Annotated in this window: 6 protein-coding genes and 2 pseudogenes; 4 read left to right on the forward strand and 4 right to left on the reverse strand. The window is 44.3% G+C overall.

Annotation, left to right across the window (positions count from 1 at the left end; all coding sequences use genetic code 11):
* Window positions 1-98 precede the first annotated feature (98 nt).
* The 3 genes and pseudogenes from Phpb_RS16070 to Phpb_RS23950 all read left to right on the forward strand — a co-directional run.
* On the forward strand, window positions 99-854 hold the full coding sequence (locus tag Phpb_RS16070; protein ID WP_240492583.1) for a hypothetical protein: 756 nt from the start codon (window positions 99-101) through the stop codon (window positions 852-854).
* Window positions 855-955: 101 nt separating this feature from the next.
* Window positions 956-1,703 (forward strand): annotated as a pseudogene (locus Phpb_RS16075) (hypothetical protein).
* A 101-nt stretch (window positions 1,704-1,804) separates the two neighbouring features.
* Window positions 1,805-2,289 (forward strand): annotated as a pseudogene (locus Phpb_RS23950) (hypothetical protein); the annotation flags it as partial.
* Window positions 2,290-2,388: 99 nt separating this feature from the next.
* Here the strand turns inward: Phpb_RS23950 and Phpb_RS16090 are convergent.
* The 3 genes from Phpb_RS16090 to Phpb_RS16100 form a co-directional block, all read right to left on the reverse strand.
* Entirely contained in the window at window positions 2,389-2,748 is a 360-nt protein-coding gene (locus Phpb_RS16090; RefSeq protein WP_065391221.1) for a VOC family protein, read from the reverse strand.
* A gap of 238 nt (window positions 2,749-2,986) precedes the next feature.
* Window positions 2,987-7,417, reverse strand: a complete 4,431-nt coding sequence (locus tag Phpb_RS16095; RefSeq protein WP_065391222.1) for a SpvB/TcaC N-terminal domain-containing protein — start codon at window positions 7,415-7,417, stop codon at window positions 2,987-2,989.
* Window positions 7,418-7,466: 49 nt separating this feature from the next.
* Window positions 7,467-15,020, reverse strand: coding sequence for a Tc toxin subunit A-related protein (locus tag Phpb_RS16100; protein WP_065391223.1), 7,554 nt, complete (start codon window positions 15,018-15,020; stop codon window positions 7,467-7,469).
* A gap of 693 nt (window positions 15,021-15,713) precedes the next feature.
* Between Phpb_RS16100 and Phpb_RS16105 the strand changes: the two genes are divergently transcribed.
* The gene (locus Phpb_RS16105; protein ID WP_065391224.1) at window positions 15,714-16,625 is read left to right on the forward strand and encodes a LysR family transcriptional regulator; all 912 of its coding nucleotides are present in this window, start codon (window positions 15,714-15,716) and stop codon (window positions 16,623-16,625) included.
* A 225-nt stretch (window positions 16,626-16,850) separates the two neighbouring features.
* Here Phpb_RS16105 and Phpb_RS16110 read toward each other — a convergent pair whose 3' ends face one another.
* The gene (locus Phpb_RS16110) at window positions 16,851-19,661 is read right to left on the reverse strand and encodes an RHS repeat domain-containing protein (protein WP_065391225.1); all 2,811 of its coding nucleotides are present in this window, start codon (window positions 19,659-19,661) and stop codon (window positions 16,851-16,853) included.
* Window positions 19,662-19,795: the final 134 nt, after the last annotated feature.

The following is a 19,795-nucleotide window of genomic DNA, read 5'->3' on the forward strand; positions in this document are numbered from 1 at the left end:
GTAGATACCCATTACATAAAGTAACGTTCTATAAGGTTGTGTCACCAGTTTATCTAAATGCCAACATGAGAATACTGTTATTAAAAGGAACTATCTGTGTGAAAATATTGAAGATAACGCTGTCCTTATTATTTCTCTATTTTATTTACTGGGCGTTTGGTGATACTTTTTTTAACTGGCTTTTTCCTTTTTCACCTGACGAGAAGAAACAGTTGATTACGGTGGAAGGTGTCGCGCCGAAATACACAAAACCGTATGTGTCCGCGCAGTATATCTCAAAAGACTGTCTTAGATATCAGCTTGATGCAGGTATGTCGCCTTATCAAGTGCCGACCTATTATGGATTGGATTTGGATGTAAAAGCTGATCCGCAAACCGGTTACTTTCAGGCGAAATTGCCTTTCAATGGTGGAGGATGGTGTAAATGGAAAATCAATCGAGCGTTTGTGGCGGTGGGTTATACCGATGTTAGCCATCTGGTGAAAGATGCTGTACCTTCTTCGGGACCAGGATTAGCTGCCTTTATCAACGACGCCGCACGAACAAATTATTCTGAAGCCTCTGAGACTCGTGCATTGAATACGATAAATTTCAGCCCGGTTATTTACCCTGTTTTGAAAATGGTTGAGGGACGTCCAAACAGAGTTTCCTTACAGGGGGTGGTGGATTTATTTCCTTTTCGACTGAAATTAATTCCAGGAGCGGAATGGAAAATTACCTATAAACCTAAGTTAGATGAAACCAAAATGCCTAAAATTATTATCCCATCGGGTAAAGAACCTTCAAGAGTTGAATACCCTGATGGAAGAATTGATTTAAACAGAGATTCTATTGATTACTGGAAAATAAAGTAGTGCTAACAGAGTTTCCAGTAAAAACCATTGACCGTGGGCCAGTAGGAAGAATAAGGAATACTGGCCTTACAACATTACTGTGATAAACAGGAACTGTCCGTATGAAAATATTGAAGATAACGCTGTCCTTATTATTTCTCTATTTTATTTACTGGGCGTTTGGCGACACCCTTTTTTAACTGGCTGCTTCCCTTTTCATCTGCCGGAAAAGGGCAGTTGATTACGGTAGAAGGAGTGGCTCCGAAGTACACTGAGCCATATGTAGCAGCTATATATAAGTCAAAAGATTGCTTAAAATACCAATTTGATGCAGGTATGTCGCCTTTTAAAGTACCGACTTATCATAGCCTAGGTTTGGATGTAAAAGCTGATGCGAAAACTGGTTACTTTCAGGCAAAATTGCCTTTTAGTGGTGGAGGTTGGTGTAAATGGAAGATTGATAGAGCCTTTGTATCAGTAAGTTATACCGATGTCAGTCATTTGGTAAAAGATGCTGTTCCGTACGAGGGAACAGGATTAACTGCATTTATCAACGACGCGGCTCAAACAAATATTAGCGAAATTGCAGCATTGAATACTATAGATTTCAGCCCGGTTATTTACCCTGTATTAAAGATAGTTGATGGGCGCCCAAATAGAATTTTCTTGCAGGGCGTGGTGGATACGTATCCTTTTCGGTTGAAATTAACTCCAAGAGCGGAATGGAAAATTACCTATAAACCTAAGTTAGATGAAACCAAAATGCCTAAAATTATTATTCCACCAGGTAAAGAACCTTCAAGAGTTGAATATCCTGATGGCAGAGTTGATTTAGACAGAGATTCTATTGATTACTGGAAAATAAAGTAGTGCTAACAGAGTTTCCAGTAAAAACCATTGACCGTGGGCCAGTAGGAAGAATAAGGAATACTGGCCTTACAACATTACTGTGATAAACAGGAACTGTCCGTATGAAAATATTGAAGATAACGCTGTCCTTATTATTTCTCTATTTTATTTACTGGGCGTTTGGCGACACCCTTTTTGGCAGGCTTTTTCCTTTTTCACCTGATGAGAAGAAACAGTTAATTACGGTGGAAGGTGTCGTGCCGAAATACACAAAACCGTATGTGTCCGCGCAATATATCTCAAAAGACTGCCTTAAATATCAGCTTGATGCAGGTATGTAGCCTTATCAAGTGCCGACTTATTATGAATTGGATTTGGATGTAAAAGCTGATCCCCAAACCGGTTACTTTCAGGCGAAATTGCCTTTCAATGGTGGAGGATGGTGTAAATGGAAAATCAATCAGGCTGCTGTGGCAGTGGGGTATACCGATTCCATCATTTGGTGAAAAAAGATGCTGTGCCGTATATGGGAACCGGTTTAACCGCATTTATTAATGATGCTGTTCAGACGAATATCAGTGAAACTGCGGCATTAAATACTATTAATGAATGGGTTGAATACCCCGGTGGAAAGATTGATAAGGGTACTCAATTAGTCAATTTTCGGTTCATGTACATGAATATGAAGTAACGCTATCAGAGCAGCTTATAACGCAGTTGGTGCTGATATATCCAGCAAAGCACCACTTTCATCTTTAATCAGAAGGCGACGTTGACCATAGGGCAAATCACGTGGTGGTTCAACGATATTGAATCCAAGTTTCTGTGCTTTCAAATAATAAGGCTCAACATCTTCTACAATACAAGTAATAATAAGTCCCTGGCAAGAATTTTGATATATTTCTGGAATAAATTCACTCGTTCTTAAAAAAGCGGAAACTTGTCCATGTTTTTTAGAAGACATTGAAATAAACCAGTTAGATTCGTATTCAATATTAAAATTCAAGAGGTTGACAAATAAATTCCGTGTACTTATTAAATTATCAGTAAGAATGTTAGTTAGCATATTACGTCTCCTTCTTGAGGGATCTAAAACGTCAGAATTTATAACCAAGTCTTCTGATAAACAAAGATATAGCGAATGATTTAGTATCTTCTAACCCACTTTAACACATCCTCGAAAATGATAAAGTGCTTTGGTCAAGTATCATAAATGTCGCAATTGAACTTTGTTCTGATTGTGCCAGATTAAATTTATTTATTATATCCGCTCGTTAACATTAAACGAGCGAATATTAATTCAATTACAGGATCGCATCAGCGGCCAAATCATTTTCATCTTCACTCACGGTAAACCACGGGAAATATTGGCTTTGGCGCAGCCAGCCTTTTGCAGTAATAACCCGGATTTCTCGCCCAATCGGATCATAAATATGAGTATCCGCATAGGCTTCTTTTCTGGCGCTGTCATCACTGACATATCGCCAGTCGTTGAGGAAATAGGGCTGATAAGTGCGTATCGTTTGCCCTTTATTATCATATTCAGTGCGTCCTGTGACCGCCCAACGCGTTTTGGTATCCGCCATTTTTGTCACCAGAGAACCGTCTTGGTTACGTTGCCAGGCTTCGCCTGCCTCATGCCGTACAGACGCTTGCAGCAGGCGGCCAAAACCATCACTGAATGCGACTTGTTGGCGAATTTGCTGCTCAGAATCGCGGTCGTAACGGTCTGTGGTCAGCGTAAGGTTATGGGGAGGTAAACCAATGCTGTTGGTTAACAGCTTAACCAATGGTGTGTCGGCTTGTTGACTTTGTACCCAACGGCGGCGAGCCAGTGCGCAAATACGCCAATCTTCCGTGATAATTCGCGAATCACGCAGCGTCTTCCGCTCTTCCGGCGTTAATGTGTTGAAGGTTTCCTGACTGAATACCGGCATCCAACTGTCTGGCGCATAGACCAGACACAGAGCGACAGGGAGAGGTCCGGTCAGATCAATGGCAGTATTGACATCGGTTGGCGGAGAGAACGGTTTCTCTTCTGGTGAAGAGTAACCTGTTTTCACACCGCTTTCGATTCCCCAGAAACGTTGCGTGACAGGGCGTCCCAGTGCATCCAAGGTGATGAAATGCATATTATCGTTGATATCAGTCAGTTGCACTGGTGTGAGAAAACGCCAGTCATAATTGGCTGAGACGGTGAAACCGGCAGCATCTTGGGTTTGGGTGATGACGCAATAGTGGGTATCCCATTTTAGCGTCGTTTTCCCGGTTAACAGGGTGTTACGTTGTGCGACAGGACGCCAAAATTGTGCTTCCGTCCCGTAATCGGTATAGCCTTGACGCGCTACCCAGACGTTGTTTTCGCCGGTGCGAGGAAACAGATAAGGTTGTTGTTGGTATCCGGCCTGTGTCAGAATTCCCGGTAATTCATCTGGTGTAATGCCGCCATCAAATGCGGATAACAGAGATTCCGTTAATACCGCCGTTTCGGTAAAGGCGATTAACGCTTGTCGTGTCGGTGTTTCCAGCGGTGTTTGGCTTTTCCCGTCGGTATAGAATGTTCGTTGCTGATTGAGGTATTCGCGTGGTTTATCATCGGCAATCAGGCTATTTTCAGCACATAGGGCTTCCAGATTTAAGCCATCAACAGGCACCTGTTTGGCATCGTAGGTAAAGGCGTCACTGCGTGTACCGTCCAGTAAGCCCAACACTCTTAGCTCATTTCCAATAAGATGATGCCAACTGGATTGTCGGCAGGTTAATCGCAATAGCTGTTGTTGGTCATCATAACTGCTGGCAAACAGCGTATCCGGTAGGGTATCGGGATACGGATTGGTTGTTGGTTGATTGCGGCGGGGATATTGCACGGAAACCTGTTTCAGTGGTTGCCCGAATAGGTCACTGGACAGCGTGATATCCTGATTGCACTGGGGATCACTGATAATACGTTCATAGTGATAGCTACGGCTTTCCACGGCTGAGGCCCAGAGCACCGAGGAAACGGTGGCGCTATCTTGTAATTGGCGCACTTGTGGACGGGATTCAGTCACTGTATAGGGAATTTGTTGCTGTGGGCCGCCATCCAGCCCGTAGAGTTCACTACGCAGTGGTTGACCTTTCAGCGCCCGGTTTAACCAGTACAGATTATGGTCATCTTCCGGTGTCAGCGGAACATCTTTGCCCTCTTTCCAGAGAGTAAAGCGTGGCGTGAAACCGGTGAAAGCTTGCTTATCGCCACGCCAATACCCGGCGGATAACGTATTATCCACCGCAGGTAATCCGGTGGCATACCAGTTTTTGGCAAGTGCTGGTGGTGTACGTTCCGGCGCATTGCCCTGAGCCAATTGATGGCTGTCTGTCTGCTCAACATAACCAAAGCCACGAAATTCCCGCTCACGTCCATCCCAGGCGCCGTGAGCATAACGTAAAGTGGTCACTAACTTATTGCCGCTGATTTCATCCTCTGTTTCTGTTTGCCAAAGGGTATGGACCGGGAAGGGCAGGTAACAGACCGGTGTTTGTCCGGTAGCCAATGCCGCAGCTTTTTCATCCAGCCAGAACTGGACAGAGCTACGGTAATGCAAGGTGTGATTGGCCCCCATATTGTTGTTCATTTTACTGAGTAACCACGGTTTTGCGTTGGTCAGATCGCAGCGCCAATGATGTGGGGCCATATGCGGTACGCTCAGGATCAGGCTGACAACGCCTAACCCTTGTACATCGGCCACCTGTAACTGGCAGGTGTCATCAAAACGCAGGCCGTCAGGAAAGTGGAGTGTGAATGGTTTTGCAAAACCGTTACCACTTTCATTTCTGAAAATATCCAGACCGTCAGCATGAACATAAATCAAATCGGCTGGACCGCTACCATCCAAATCGGCCAGATGAATCCGGTCAGGATTAAAACTAGCGGCGGATTGGCTGAATCCCGGCAATACGATTGGCTGACCAAAACGGCCATGTCCCAGATTTGGCCAGCAAGTGACTTGAGTCGCACTCACTTCAACCAGATGTGCTTGGCCTGAACCCAGTACATCACTAAACGCCACTAACTTACGGGCATCAGCGCCCGGTAGCGGCAGGGTGATATCACCGGATTGCACCACGTCCCGCCCTTTGATAAAACCATCACGGTTATTCACATACAAGCGTACACTTTTGGGACCAATCAGTACTAAATCGGACAGTCCGGCCCCCATTAAATCCGCCAGTTGGGCGCGTGGATGGGTATATTCCACCGGCAGAGCGTTGAGTGGCGTAAAACGTGTCCAGCTACCATCCGGGTGTTGACTGTAGTAGCCCCTTAACCCCGGCCCGGTGATAACCCAGTCCAGTTGTCCGTCACCGTTAATATCCATCAGTGAGGCGTTATCCTGCACAGCCGGTGTGATGGGAAGAAGTTGCATTTTCCCCCAAGTGACCGCGTTCATCTCTTCCCCGGCCTGACGTTGGGCGGATCGATACCACCAGCCATTTTTATCCTGATACAGAATGCCGGGTACGCCTTCTCCTTTCAGGTCAAGCAGTTGCCAGCGCTGAATGGTGTTGAAGTTTGCCAGTACATCCATTGATTGCCAGAGGGCGGTTTGTTCTGGCTCAAAAGGCTGATAGGCCAGTTCCAGTGGCGGCAGCGCGGTGACGGTGCTGTTGTCCTCATGACCTACCCGGCGGACAGAAACGAACGTACTGACCATCGCGTTTTCGTCATAATCCAGTATCAGACGCGAAACTAGCGCAGGTTCATCATCCCCCTTTGCCTGACCAGACAGGGTTTGTAGACGGTGAAACATCAGTATTTGGCGGCATAAGCGGCGAGTACGCAATTCAAAACCGTACTCATAACGGGAAAAACGGTCTTTGCGGCAAAGCCAGTTGTTTGTGGCTTTAAACGGCGGTATTTCAGATAAGTTGTTTTTGCGTTCACCGTAGTCAAATACTAAACAGAACACCCAGCCAGATTTAAGTGGGTCATCTCCGTTTAGCGTGGGAAAAACGTCGCTGGCGGTCAGGTTCCCGTAATGTACCGCTTGCAGGTAGCGCTGGACGGTTGCACTGGGGTGGGCTGTTAGCTCGTCGGTTTCGCAACTTGCTTCATCTTCGGCGCGATATTGATAATAAATCTGTTCACCGTGGGATGATACCGAAGCTTCCAACAGCCATTGCGCTGTTTGGCTAACATTGAGTGGATTGCTAATACGTGCCTGAGGATTTTTGCCCAGTAAATGGACCTGTCCGTCGGGGCTGTATATCAGCCAAAAATCGGTTGCGCCGGTTGTTTGGGGTTGCCAGTATTCCAACCGGCTAAAGTGGCTTTCCAGGCGGGAGCGATAACCGGTAACAGTGAAAGTTGTCCCTAAATTGACGCCTTGCAATGAGGATTCACTGCGGATATCCGCTTGACCTGCCTCATTTAATGCGACGACCAACACTTCGCCTTCCGGCCCCAGAAAAGTATCGGTTTCATCGTAATTCGGTACGCCGGTACTGGTGCGACGACGAATTGCCATGACGCCGCAGTCCCAACCGAGACCAAACGGGCTGTTACCGGTTCCACTGTTGTAATTCAGAGTGAGCGAGGGTGCATAACCACGCCCGGCGGAAATGGGCAATGGCAGGGATAAGGCGGCCATACCATCCGGCCCGGCTGGTGTTAATGTTTCACCCATGCCGGTAATGGCGCCGCCGCCTTTGGGTAATGACAGCTCGGTAACACTGAATGTTTGTGAATTCTGCATAAAAACTCCTTACAAGCCCCGGTTCGGGGCCTGTTTTAGTATTGGATGGTTATCTAATGGTGTAGCGAATATGCAAAATGATATCGTTCAGGGTTTTTAACATAGTGGCTTGTTTACCTTTGTCCGGCATGGATGCATTTGGGAAGCTCAGGGTCAGCGTGCCTTGATCAATGGCGACGCCTTCGAATGGCAGGAATTTGCCATCGTTGAAATCGAGCTGGAACTGGCCGCTGTCATTCATACCGTGAGAAACTGCCAGCGCTTCACAGCCGTTAGCTAATCCGGCTTTATCGCTGTAAGACAATATTGCCTGTACATCCTGATAAGGTCCCAGTAGCGCGGGCAGGGTGACGCTGATCTGTTTGATACGCCGAATTTTGCCAAGTGATGCCGGGTAATCTTCACGAATGTTCAAATCAGCTAATGAGACGGATGCCTGCAAAGCGGTTTTAGTGTCCGTGCCGGCGCCGAACGCCAAATTATTATTGCCACTGCCGGTACTGCCTGAACCTTTACTTACCAGCTTGTCAATTTCCTGAGTCAGAGAGAATGGACCTTTATCTTGCGGTAATCCTGTGTAAACTTCGGCCAGCGACACTGTGCGTTCAACCTCTAACGCGCGTTTATCGCGTTTCAGATGGGCATCTTCCATTTGCGCCAGACTTAGCATCAAGGTTTCACCGGCAAGCAGACCGGCATAGGTTCCTTGCCAGGCGCCCGGTTTAATGAAGCGGGCGGAATCATCATTGAGTTCCCAACGGTAAGCTTGTTCTGCCATCAGGCAACGCGCGACGGCCAAATCGTAGAACTGGAAGTAAATCGCCGCCAGTCGACCACGCAGCCAGTTGTACAACGCCTGATTGCTGAACTTACGTTGCAGGAAAGCAAGTTGAGATTGGGTCTGTTCTTGTTGGGTTTTCAGACTGGTTTTCTGCAATACGGCGGCTTCACGGCGTACTGCCAACGATTTAAGTTGGGCGTCGAGTTGTTTCAGTTCCGCTTCGGCATTATTACGCTGGATCTCCCACTCCTGACGGCGACGACGGTAGGTTTCAGATTGGCTAATTTTATCTGCTTCGGTGTTCATGACATTAGCGGAGAATTCCATCACATAACCTGTCGCCTCAGCGATGGCTCCCCAACGGCTGCCACCACCGGCAAAGCCGAAGATGTTAGGCACCAGATCAGCCGCCGCACCGGCCAGACGGGATGCCTGAACCGCCGTGGTAAGCCCGGCGGCGGACGCTCGTAGTGTCATGGCTTGGTTTTCACCGGCGTTGATATTCTCATCATACAGTTTGCTGTAGCTATCAAAGCGCGATTGTGCCCCCGCTTTGGATTTTTCCAACACCGCTTTCTCGGCGTCCAGTTCTTCAATGGTTTTGTCCTGAATGCTCAGGTTGGTCAATATCAGCTCGGCGGCCTGATTTTGTAATAACGCATTGAGCGCTTCCGCGTCCTGACGTTCGATAATATTTTGTAACGTGGAGCCGAATTGGGTGAGCTGACTAACCATGCCGCGTGCATTTTCCAGCATGTGCGGGAAACGCCACAGGGACATAAATGATTCCGGTAGCTTGCCTCCACCTTGAGAAGTGGCGACGGCGGCGCTGAGTAACGCTTTCGGGTCCGCCGGTGTGGCATAGATTGGCAGATATAACGGTTGGCCGTCGAGAGAGAGGTTATGACGCAGGTTGTATACTCTCTGAGCTAATGTCTGCCAGTAATTCATCATCACTTCATTGATTTGCGGCAGGAAGAGATCAGTCAGGGTATTGGCGCTGCGCAATGATAAAGCTTCCGGTATAGGTGTACTCTGCCGCAGAGCGACTATCGCGCTGTCGTGAGCATTTTGGGTAGTCATATCCGCGGCTCTGTCCAACCGTGGATCACTCCATGTCGTACTCAGCGGTAGATAAGGTTTGTCGCCTAATAGATGCAGCGCTTGCATATACCACATCTTCGCTTCGTTAAGTGTATCTCGTTCCAGTTGGCGATAAGCATGGTCGCCACGTGCTATCAACAGATCAAGGGTGCGCATAAAAGTTGAAACTTTGTAGTGCATTGGATCGTGTTGTGCTACCGCGTCAGGGTCGACAGAATCCAAAGGATCACTGTTCCAACCGGTGTCTTCCAGTAACGGGCGGACGTTCCACTGGTAGTTCTGAATCTGGCCGTGGACAATATAGCCGGATGGACTCCAGACATATTTCAGCCAGCGGTTAGCTTCATCAAAGTTTTGTTCATGTAGCAAACGTTGAGCAACCAACATCGGGGTATAGTAGAACAGTTCCCAGAAATAGAGGCTGTTTGCGCCGCTGAAATCCATTGGTTCTGTGAAAGTGGGTACGACTCTGGCTGATGCAAGACCTGGGAACGTGCCATTCTTATAGGTCGTGTCGAATGTAGCGAGTTCATCATTATCCTTTTTAACAAAGCGGATAGCGTTTGTTTCCTGTTTTTGATAAACCGCATAAACATAGAGATTGTCTTTATTTCCATAAGAGTCATCAAAGCGAGGTAAGAATAATTGGATTTTTGTCGACGCGGTATCGCTTAATGTCCCTTGATAAATAGGGAACTTATCACCAGATTCAAAAATATTGTAATTGAGGAGTGTGAAGGATTTATTGGCGCCGTGGATTTCTGGATCATATTTATCCATAACTAATTCCACGTAAGCCCCAATTCCCATCATAGATTCCTGAATATTCTGAGTTTCCATACTCAGAATCGTATCGATTCCGGTGGTGGCGCGTGCAATCAACTGACGGGCGAATAGAGTATTCAGGCGAATACGATAGGCTTGCCATTGCATATATTGCGCACCATTTTCATTATGGTGCAGGGTCAGGGCATTATCGGTACTTACCTTGCGGGTAACAGGAATACTGAAACTTTCATAACCCAGTTTGCGGCCATCCTCCGCAAATGCGGTAAAGGTGACATCAATACTGGCTGAATTGTTAATAAAATTCAGACCAGAACCATCTATTTCGAGGGCATTAAATGGATAATTCATTTCATCAAAGCTAGGTGATGGCTGAATGGAGACATCTTTATCCGCGGTAAAAGTTTTCTCCTTGCCACCCGCTTTGACTATTATCTGAACTTTTGCTGGAGAAATGGCAGTATTGATCTCTACTGGGCCTGAGACATCAGTAGCAATTCCCATGTGGTCAATCATAAAGATATATTTCTTAAGATCATCCGGTTTATTCAGGGGATCTGTAATATAATCATCACCAATGGCAGCATTGTCTTTGATCAATGAGCGACTTGCATCCCGAATCCAAGCTGATACTTTAGACGAATAATTGGTATCCCGGTGGAATAGTAGTCTTCCTTTATCAAGGCTGCTAGTATTTCCACTGTATTGATAGATGGGGTAAAACAATTGTTTCTTTGGTGAGTGATCTGGATTGACCCCCAAGCTAGTATAAACAATAAATTTATCACCCAGTTTGCCATATTTATTCATCAGGTTGCATTGATTGCGTTGCTGACCTTCATATCCATTATGAATAATTCTTAATTTTGGTGAAATATAAATTTTTAAATCACTTGATGTGGCTTTATAATTGATAATCGGAATATCCCCGTTATATACCATACTGAGGTAATAATCTCCCCAACCATAGTCTTTACGGCTATTTACCGAGGAAGGAATCTCATAATCCTCTGCATAGCGGTTATTCACTCTTCTGACACTATTAGTATCAAATTGTTTATAACTGTTATCTCGATAAACATTGCTCTGTTCTGGGATCATATCTTTGGATGCCATATCAGCAAAGATATATAGCCCTTGCATTGAAGCGTTTTTATAACTATCGAGTGTGTCTTGTTGGTTATAAAACATCACCAGCAACGTATCTTCACCCTGATAACCGGCACAATAGAGCCCTGGCGCTCTATTTTTTGCTAGCTCTAGCTTGGATATTTTTTCATTGACATCAAAGGTGATTGGCGTATTCCAGGTGCCATCATAGCGGATATGCGCCAATTTCAGTTCATAACGATAATCCGTTTCAGTTTGATAGCCATCTTTGCTATTTCCTGTCTGTTTGGTGATCTCCTTTTGTTCCAACCAGAGCAGATACAGGCGGGATTTATATATCACTGGACGGATAGTGCTTTGGTAAGGATTAATTGGACAATCAATTTTGTGCCACTCGCTCCAGGCATTAGCGGCGAATTTACCGTTGCTGAATTTACTGTGATCGACACTGCGCCAATAATATTCACCGGCGTCAGTTTCACTGAGTCCGATAAAATAGGTCAATCCTTGATCGTTGTTAATATTATCGTGATATGCGCTAACAACTTTAAGATTAGCCACCTGTTCAAACGATGTCAGGTAGGACATAAAGGCATCTTCGACGGTATCGGCGTTTAATTGGCTTTGACTGACGGATTGCAGTAATGCGTCCATCATTTTGGTTTGTCCGATACGCATGGTCGGATCAATATAGTTTTCCGGGTAGTAAACTAATTGAGAAACACCAGCCCAAGTGCTGTAGCGTTTATTGTATTTGTCCCAGTCGATAAAGAATTGGCGGCTGATAATTCCTGAATTGGCATTTTCTTCTACATTTTCTAATGCCCGGTTGACGTACAGTTGAATACTGGCAATGGCTTCGGCGATCCGGGTGGTTTTTATCGCGGCGGAAACCTGATTATCAATCAGTAAGTATTGATACAAGTCATCACGGCTTTTAATAGCCGCCGCTGCTTTGGCGACTTGACGGATATAGTAGGTGCTTAATGCGGCACTGCGAGATTCATCCAGAAAAGCGTGTAATGTATCGGCCTGTTGTGAATTCAATCCAGCGGTTAACACCCCTGCCGCATTTTCCCACTGGGTATAGGTTGGCGTCTCTTTTATTGATTGAATATAATCCAGCCCGACCAAAGCAGAAACACCTTGTGGGGCGACATTCAATTGCCGTGCGACATTAACCCATTGCAGGATAGTATCGATAGATGTCCAACAGGAGAACGCATTTTCTTGCGTCACGGGAGGAAGATGTTGATGGTTTTGTGCTTGAGTACTGGCTTGCAACAGCAAATTAGCGTCAAGATTCATGGCATCAGCCAGTTGTTCCGCCGTTAATGTGTTAGCTTCAAATGCCGCTAACACCGAGGAGGCTTTTTCACCTAGTGCGTTCACCCAATCCGCAAAACGCGTCAGCATGATCAATGAAAGGGCGTCATGCGCAGGCGCCGCGCCAGTTGAAGCGCCAAACATCTCTGATTTTGTCACAAACAGACGGAAGGCGTTTTCGTTGATACCGGTGGCATGGTAAACCATTTCCAATTGTGCCAGAGCCTGACAATACTGAACGATCTGTTCCTGCGTTTCTACGGCTTCCGATGAACCCGGCGTATACTTAGTATTCAACCAGTCCCAGAATTTTTCCGCTGTCATTGCGCCGTCGCCGGGCTGTAACTTATCTGCCCAAAGGAGCACCGAGTGGGCGACATTTTCCGATGATAATTGCAAGGTGGCCGCAATATAGGGCGCCATGACATGGAGCAAATCTGCTTTGTCTTTATCAAAACCTTGTAAACCGTGGTAGACGGTATCCAGTAGATTCTTAATTTCAGGCGTTAGCGTTTTGTTATAGCTGGTGGAGGTCATGACAAATAATTGGAACACGCTCCACTTCTGTGTATGTAACCAGCCGGTAATGGTATTGAGTTTTCTGAGCAGGATAGCCAACTGTTTATCACTGATAGCGGATAAATTAGTTTTTCCTTCACCTACGGCAACCAGTAATAAATCTAGTTCATCAATGGTTAATTGATGAATATCTGCCAGTAATTTACCAATATATAAATTGGAAAGATTCTTTAGGTTATTTTTAATTTTTCCGTCTTTATTATCATGGTCGGTAATTTTAAGCAGGCGGTAGAGCGAGACATCATCGATATTAAATGCACGCTTAAGTACAGTTTTACGCCAATCACCGGTGCTGCCGGGATTTAAATCAATCTCTTCATCTCCGATGGAAAAATATTGGCCGCTCAGTAATGGCGTATTAAACAGGCGATCAAATTGGCTAGGTTGATTATCATATGAACGTTGTGAAATAGGTGCATTGCATAGTATTAAGGCAGTTTCAGCATTAATAGCATAACGTTGCATATAATATTTAGTCAGAAAAACTTTACCTAATACTTCTGTGTTGATATCCAGTTGTGGATTAACACTGCGCACAATGCCTTCCAGAATAGTAGGTGACAATTCTGTCGCACGGGATAGACGAATAGCCTTGTTAAGTTTTAGCAGAAAAGAGTATTGGTTATATTCTTCAACGGTAAATTTTGCGGCAGCATATGCCCAAGAACCGGAAGGAAGGACTCGTGTCAGGCCAATTTCAAAAGGTTGACTAATATCAGCGGTACTTAATGTGATATTTGCGGAGTATTCTATATTGACTTGAGGGGCGCCTTCAGTTCGAACAAGTTCTCTTTTATCATTTAGCTTGATGGATAAATAAGAGGCATTATAAAAATTTTTGAATTTATAATCTAACCGATAATTTTCACCACCGAAGGGAAAAAGATCCACGTCCACTTGATAGGCATTTGTTGTATATTCTCGGGTGAGCCGATATACCTTGACTGAGCCGTCACTGCTATTAACTACCGGAATAATAAGTTGGTTATTACTATATTCCTGTTGACCAAAATTGCTGGCTTTACCAATAAACTGGCTGAGTTCTTCATCACTTAAATTGTAATAACGCTTAAGATATTCCGGCATAGCCAGTGAGGCCGGTTCGATATTACCGAAGTTTTTCTTATAAAGTTCCTCTGCGTTACCTTCGGTAATCTCCTCCGTCAGAATATTAAACAATTCAGGTGAGATTGAAGCGTTAATACCTAGTAGGGAAGCTTGATGCATCAGCCCGGCAATTGCCGGTGACGCATTGAATTGCTCAAGTCCGGGATCTTGTAGCTGAATAACTTTACGCACATTTTCATAAGCATCATGATAAGGCGTTGCGCCGGAAGGACGGAAAGTGGAGAACATTTCCATCACTTTAGTATAATTTTCCAGTTTAGATTCAGTTTTAATGTTTTCCAATAACAGCTCATTGGACAACGAGAGGGTGGATAATTCTGTATCCATATTTTGCTGACTGAGCGCCATTGATTTGAGATCTGGGCGGCGGGTATCCAGATAATAAATGGAGTCGCTGGCGTGTAAATTGCGTGCTTCACGATAGAGTTCAGTCAAATAAGCGGCAGGGGAGAACATGGAAGAAACGGTACCCGGCGCAACATATTGACTGGCTCTGTTGCCAAATTGACTGTTATAGCCTATCAATTCAGCATTGGGAGCGAGAATGGCAAGATGCACCGCATTTTGTAATTGGGGATTGGCGCGTTTGAGAATACGCGCTTCGTACAGGCGATTATCCTTTTGTGCCTGTTGTGCATCATGATATAAGTCGTGTGTTTCGGACCAAGAGAGGTGCTCGGATACTTGCTGGCGAAATTCGTTAAAAGAGCTGTGGCTAATATCTGTCAGACAATTAAAACCACACTGGCTTTTTAATACATCAGGTATCTCTTTTACAGACTCGTTCATATTTATTCCTTGTAAATCATAAAGTAAATGAAACAGCCTTGTTGCTTTTACATCATGGATCAATAAGAGAGTGATTCCGTTCCATCGGAAGAAGGGATAATCAAAGATAGGTTTTGAGAAATCGCTGAGATATGAAATAGTTTGCGAGTAACAGATAAACCTAATCTTGATCTCTCAGAGAATCACTATCTCATTGTTTTGTTTAAATAGCTGTTGCAAAAAAAGCAGCTGCAAAATTTGCAACTGACTTTCTAATAAGCGTTGAATGGAAATGGCGCTTTGTTGTTCACATAATGAACTGTGAGAGCAGAGTAAAGTTCAGTGATGGTGAATATAGATTGTATAATTTACTTGATGTTAAATCTGTGATTATTTTATATTGAACATTATGGATGTTTTGTCAACCAATTGAAATATCTAATTAAATGGTTAATATTGCCTGTTTTTTCTTAATAATAACATGTGACATTTATTTAGAATTATTATTGTGATTTAAGGGTGAATTACGTTTATTTTGCAACAATAATAAAAAATGTTTGATAACTGCTAAGAATAAAGATGATAAAACTCAATCTCAGTTAATACACACTTCAATGTTAAATAATGCAAAGAAGAAAAGTTGTTGTAATGTTTCATTGTTAATATTCCATTCTATTTTGGATGGAACAATTAATTAGAATAGAAGGATATATGATGCTATTTTGTTCAAAGCACTTGAAGTATTTTATGGAATCAGCGAAAAAAGAGTCATTCACTTTAGCAGCGGATACGCTTTGTATTACTCCTTCCCCCCTAAGTAGGATCATATATCAATTGGAACAACGTGTGGGCTGTCAACTGTTTGAAAGGTTGCCGGGAAGGACCAAATTGACTGATGAAGGGATGGCCTTATATCAGGAGCTATTACCGTGTTATGAGAGAATTCAACGAGTTGAGGATAATTGGCATTACCGCAGAAGCGAGAAATTAGCAAACGTGGGAAAACTGGTTATTGGGACCAGTGGAGAATATATTAATAAAATCCCGGAAGTGATAAAAAGGGCGGTTCAACGTTATCATTATCGCGATATTGACATAAAAAATCATTTCATTATTGATGATTCGGCAAGAAAAGAGACAATATTTTCTGCTTTAATGAAAGGCGAGATAACCATCTATGTGACCACTGAACATTATCCTGATAACGATGATATTATCAGAATAGACGGAGCTTATCAGATGCTGCGCCTTGCTATCGCGAATGATATTTTAGCAGCGGAAAGTCATGCTGATGATATTATATATACACTGCCTTTGGCTCAACATAATAGTGCTTTCTTTAAACAATGTGACAATTTTATTTCGCTGAATTATCTGCCTGAGTACCGAAATTTAACCTTGCTAACTGTCCCTGATTTTACTCATCGGTTGGATTTAGTGAGATCGGGGGTGGCGATAAGTTTAATGACACCGAATGAAGTACTCTGTTCTACTCACCTTCATCAAGGGATTACCTTTTTGAATTTTAAATCGTGTCCAACGCCGTCAGTGAGATATTGTGCTTATACTCTCAGGCGTAAATATAAAGAGCCATTGAATTTATTGATTTCCGATTTGATTGTTTGAAAGTTATCTTGAATAGTTATTTATTATTAGGTTAATTAAATGACGGATCTAAATTAATGAAATGTTAATGGTGTTTAATACAATAAGAGAAATGAGAAAATGGTGAAATAAATTTCTTCTTATGGTTTGAGGTTAAATACTTAAAGATGGTGGATTGTTAAATCCCCTGAATAGTCGTTCAGGGGATTGTTTGTTGTTATATTAATTAATCACTATTTTCCCAATTTAATTTGCACTGGATGACTTGAAATTACCGGTGTAAGTGTTACGTACATTTCTATGGGTGGCTGCGGATTGGTTAATATCTTGCAATAATACATAGGTATCTCTGCCTTGATGTTTCATTGAAACAACTTCGAACGATGTTTCTCTGGGGAGTAATATTTCCGCCTGTCCCGCTTGTGGCCCACTGACTCTTAGTTTCAATTTTTCAGCAAGGCTTTTTCTTGAATCGTTTAAATCCATTTTAAATACTTGCTCCTCACCGGCATTATTATACTTAGATGCCGCGGAGACATTGACACCCGCATTTGTTAAAAATGCCATTTTGACGTATCGAGTTTCACTGGTTTCTTTTTTGTGAGTGAAGCTCAGAAAACCACGATGGGCCGATGTTGATGAATAAGCGCTATCTGAAACGATATCACCAACGTTGATGCTATTTCCTTCCTGTGGAGAGTGCCAAGGCGATGGCGTGGAATTATCCACATAGGTCATCACCCGATAAGTTACCCTCATTTGTCTATCTTGTAGGGAAGATAATGTGGCGTCTAAACTTTCCACTGCTGGCGTAATACGATTTTCCCTTATCGCGGCATTAATTTGTGAGCTATCTGTGGTGTAGTTTTTAATTGGGCTAATATCTACACTAGGGTTGTTGGTCAATAATTCATGGGCTTCTTGCTCTGTTTGGGCAGCAATAGCTCTTTGGCGTTTGAAAGTTTGAGGTTTAGCCATTTTTTTATAAACAGCTTCTTCCATTCCTGTAAAGGAACCCTGTTTTATTATCGCTTCTTCTGTTCTGTTGGCCGGTGCTAATCCCTGAACATCAAATTGCGTCACCGGATTATTTCTTACCATGCGATATAAATTCAGCCCATCAATGGTTCCAGCCGGGTCTGCACTTAACCATCTGCCCACCCACGGTTGGTAATAACGGTAGCCGTAATAATACAGCCCGGTAGCATCCCGCTCTTTACCTGAATAACGAATGGTTTTATAGCTGGCTTCGGTTTGATTCCTTGCCGCCCACAGCGCTGTACCACCAAATGGATAATACTCTTCCTCACTGATAATTTGTCCGTCGCTATCTAATTCAAGTTGGCTGGAGCCAATAAGATTATCGTAGCTGTAACGAAGCTGATTGTTATTAATATCTGCTGGTTTACCGCTCTCCCAATGCAATACTCGGACCTGTGCGCGACCAGCTTTACCGAGTGTGACAACGTGTAACTCTTCTGTTGTTGTGGCGTTGTTCTGGGTTGTACGTAGTTCCAGCTCCGGTAGATAAATTACCCTTTGTTGTTGCGGGATATTTTGTTGTTCATTCACTTTTAGCTGTCGTATGCCGTTACTATCGTAGCGATACCACTCATTTCCTGCGCTATTGTTGGCTTGTTTCAATTCGCCTCGCGGTGTCCATATTAAAGCTTGACCGGATAGCAAGCTGGTTTGATGGCCTCCCGCGTCAAATAAGGCATCGACTTGAGTTGGATCTGTGGTCAATGTGCTGAGTACCGCGCGGTTGCTGCGATTTGAAACCGTTATATCCGTCGTGTAGTTATTTTGCGTGGCTGGTGAACTATGCTGAATTTTCGTTAGATTGCCGCCACGGTCATAAGTATAAGTGCGAGTATAGTTGGTGTAGGTATTGTTATCGGAAGGTAGCGCCGGGGAGGGGAGTTGGCTGCTTTGCTGACCTATATTGGCCATCTCGCGCCCGGCGGCGCTGATAAGCTGATATAGGGAATCGTAGGTATAACTATTCTCCGGGACCACTTTCTGATTGCGCCAAAAGCGGGTGGCTTCCGCATCATTACGGATACTAATGACATTGCCTACCGGGTCATATTGATAGCGTAAATCTTGCAATACTTTGGCATCTGACAGACGGCGGGTGGTGATACCAATCAGCCGTTGGGTTTCCGGTTCGTAGCTGTATTCAGTGACAACCCCGTTACCGTGCTCTTCGCGTAATTTTTGTCCGGCGGCGGAGTAGGTCAGTGATTTGATAATCACCTGTTCGGCTTGACCTTTGAGTGTCAACCAACTCCCTTTTAGCTGCCCGGCCACATCATAAGCCAGCCGCTGAATGTTGCCTTTGGCATCGGTCTGGGTCAGTAAAGCCCCGGTGGCATCAGTGTTACTTTGGGTGGTATAGACATCACTGTTCAGTTTTTGTTGCCAGAGGCTCTGGTCTTCACCTGTCCAGTCGGTATCCTGGTTATCGGTAAGCAGTTGTTGAGATTGTGATAGAACGGCGCCGGTCAGGGCAAGGCTGTTGAGTTGAGTGAGTCCTGCGGTATCGTAATGGCGGACGCACTGACCGGCAAGGTTGTGGTCTTTTTCTTGCGACGTATTGCCGGCCCAGATAAGGCGCTCGGTCGTTTTCTCTTCTGCCTGCCCTTGTTCGGTGATAGCGAGCAGGCGACCGGGCAGGGTGTTATCTTCGTAGCGATGGTTTTGGCGGACGCCGGTTGCATTGATGGTCAATATCGGGCGACCTTCAATATCGTTGAGGGTAATCGTTCGGCCGGCATCGACGCTCTCTGTTCGCAGGATATTGCCGGTCAAATTATGTCGCCAGATAAAATTCGGTTGTATTGTGTTGCTAGTCTGTTTGGCGTCATACAGGCGAGGATCAATGCTTTGGTTCAAATATCCACCGACATTATATTGATGGCGAGTAATACGAGTATCGGTATTTGCTTCTGCGGTAGTGCGGTGAAAACTAATATTACGGATAGCTAGTCCACGGTTATCGTGAACACTAACGGTAGGCGTATGGTGATAAAGTTTTGGGTCAATGTTTTCCATATTTACTTCCTTTGTTATGTTAATTGAATTCAGTCCTTTTACATAATAGGGATAATTTTTCTATTCAGATACTTGAAATAACAGGGGTATGTAAGATGAATTTTAATAACAGGCCCTGATTAGGACCTGTTACA

The organism is Photorhabdus namnaonensis (assembly GCF_001684335.1).
Taxonomy (GTDB): domain Bacteria; phylum Pseudomonadota; class Gammaproteobacteria; order Enterobacterales; family Enterobacteriaceae; genus Photorhabdus; species Photorhabdus namnaonensis.

Coding starts and splice junctions, on each gene's coding strand:
- Phpb_RS16090 (WP_065391221.1), bottom strand. CDS start 2,748: ATGCTAACTAACATTCTTACTGATAATTTAATAAGTACACGGAATTTA.
- Phpb_RS16110 (WP_065391225.1), bottom strand. CDS start 19,661: ATGGAAAACATTGACCCAAAACTTTATCACCATACGCCTACCGTTAGT.
- Phpb_RS16105 (WP_065391224.1), top strand. CDS start 15,714: ATGCTATTTTGTTCAAAGCACTTGAAGTATTTTATGGAATCAGCGAAA.
- Phpb_RS16100 (WP_065391223.1), bottom strand. CDS start 15,020: ATGAACGAGTCTGTAAAAGAGATACCTGATGTATTAAAAAGCCAGTGT.
- Phpb_RS16095 (WP_065391222.1), bottom strand. CDS start 7,417: ATGCAGAATTCACAAACATTCAGTGTTACCGAGCTGTCATTACCCAAA.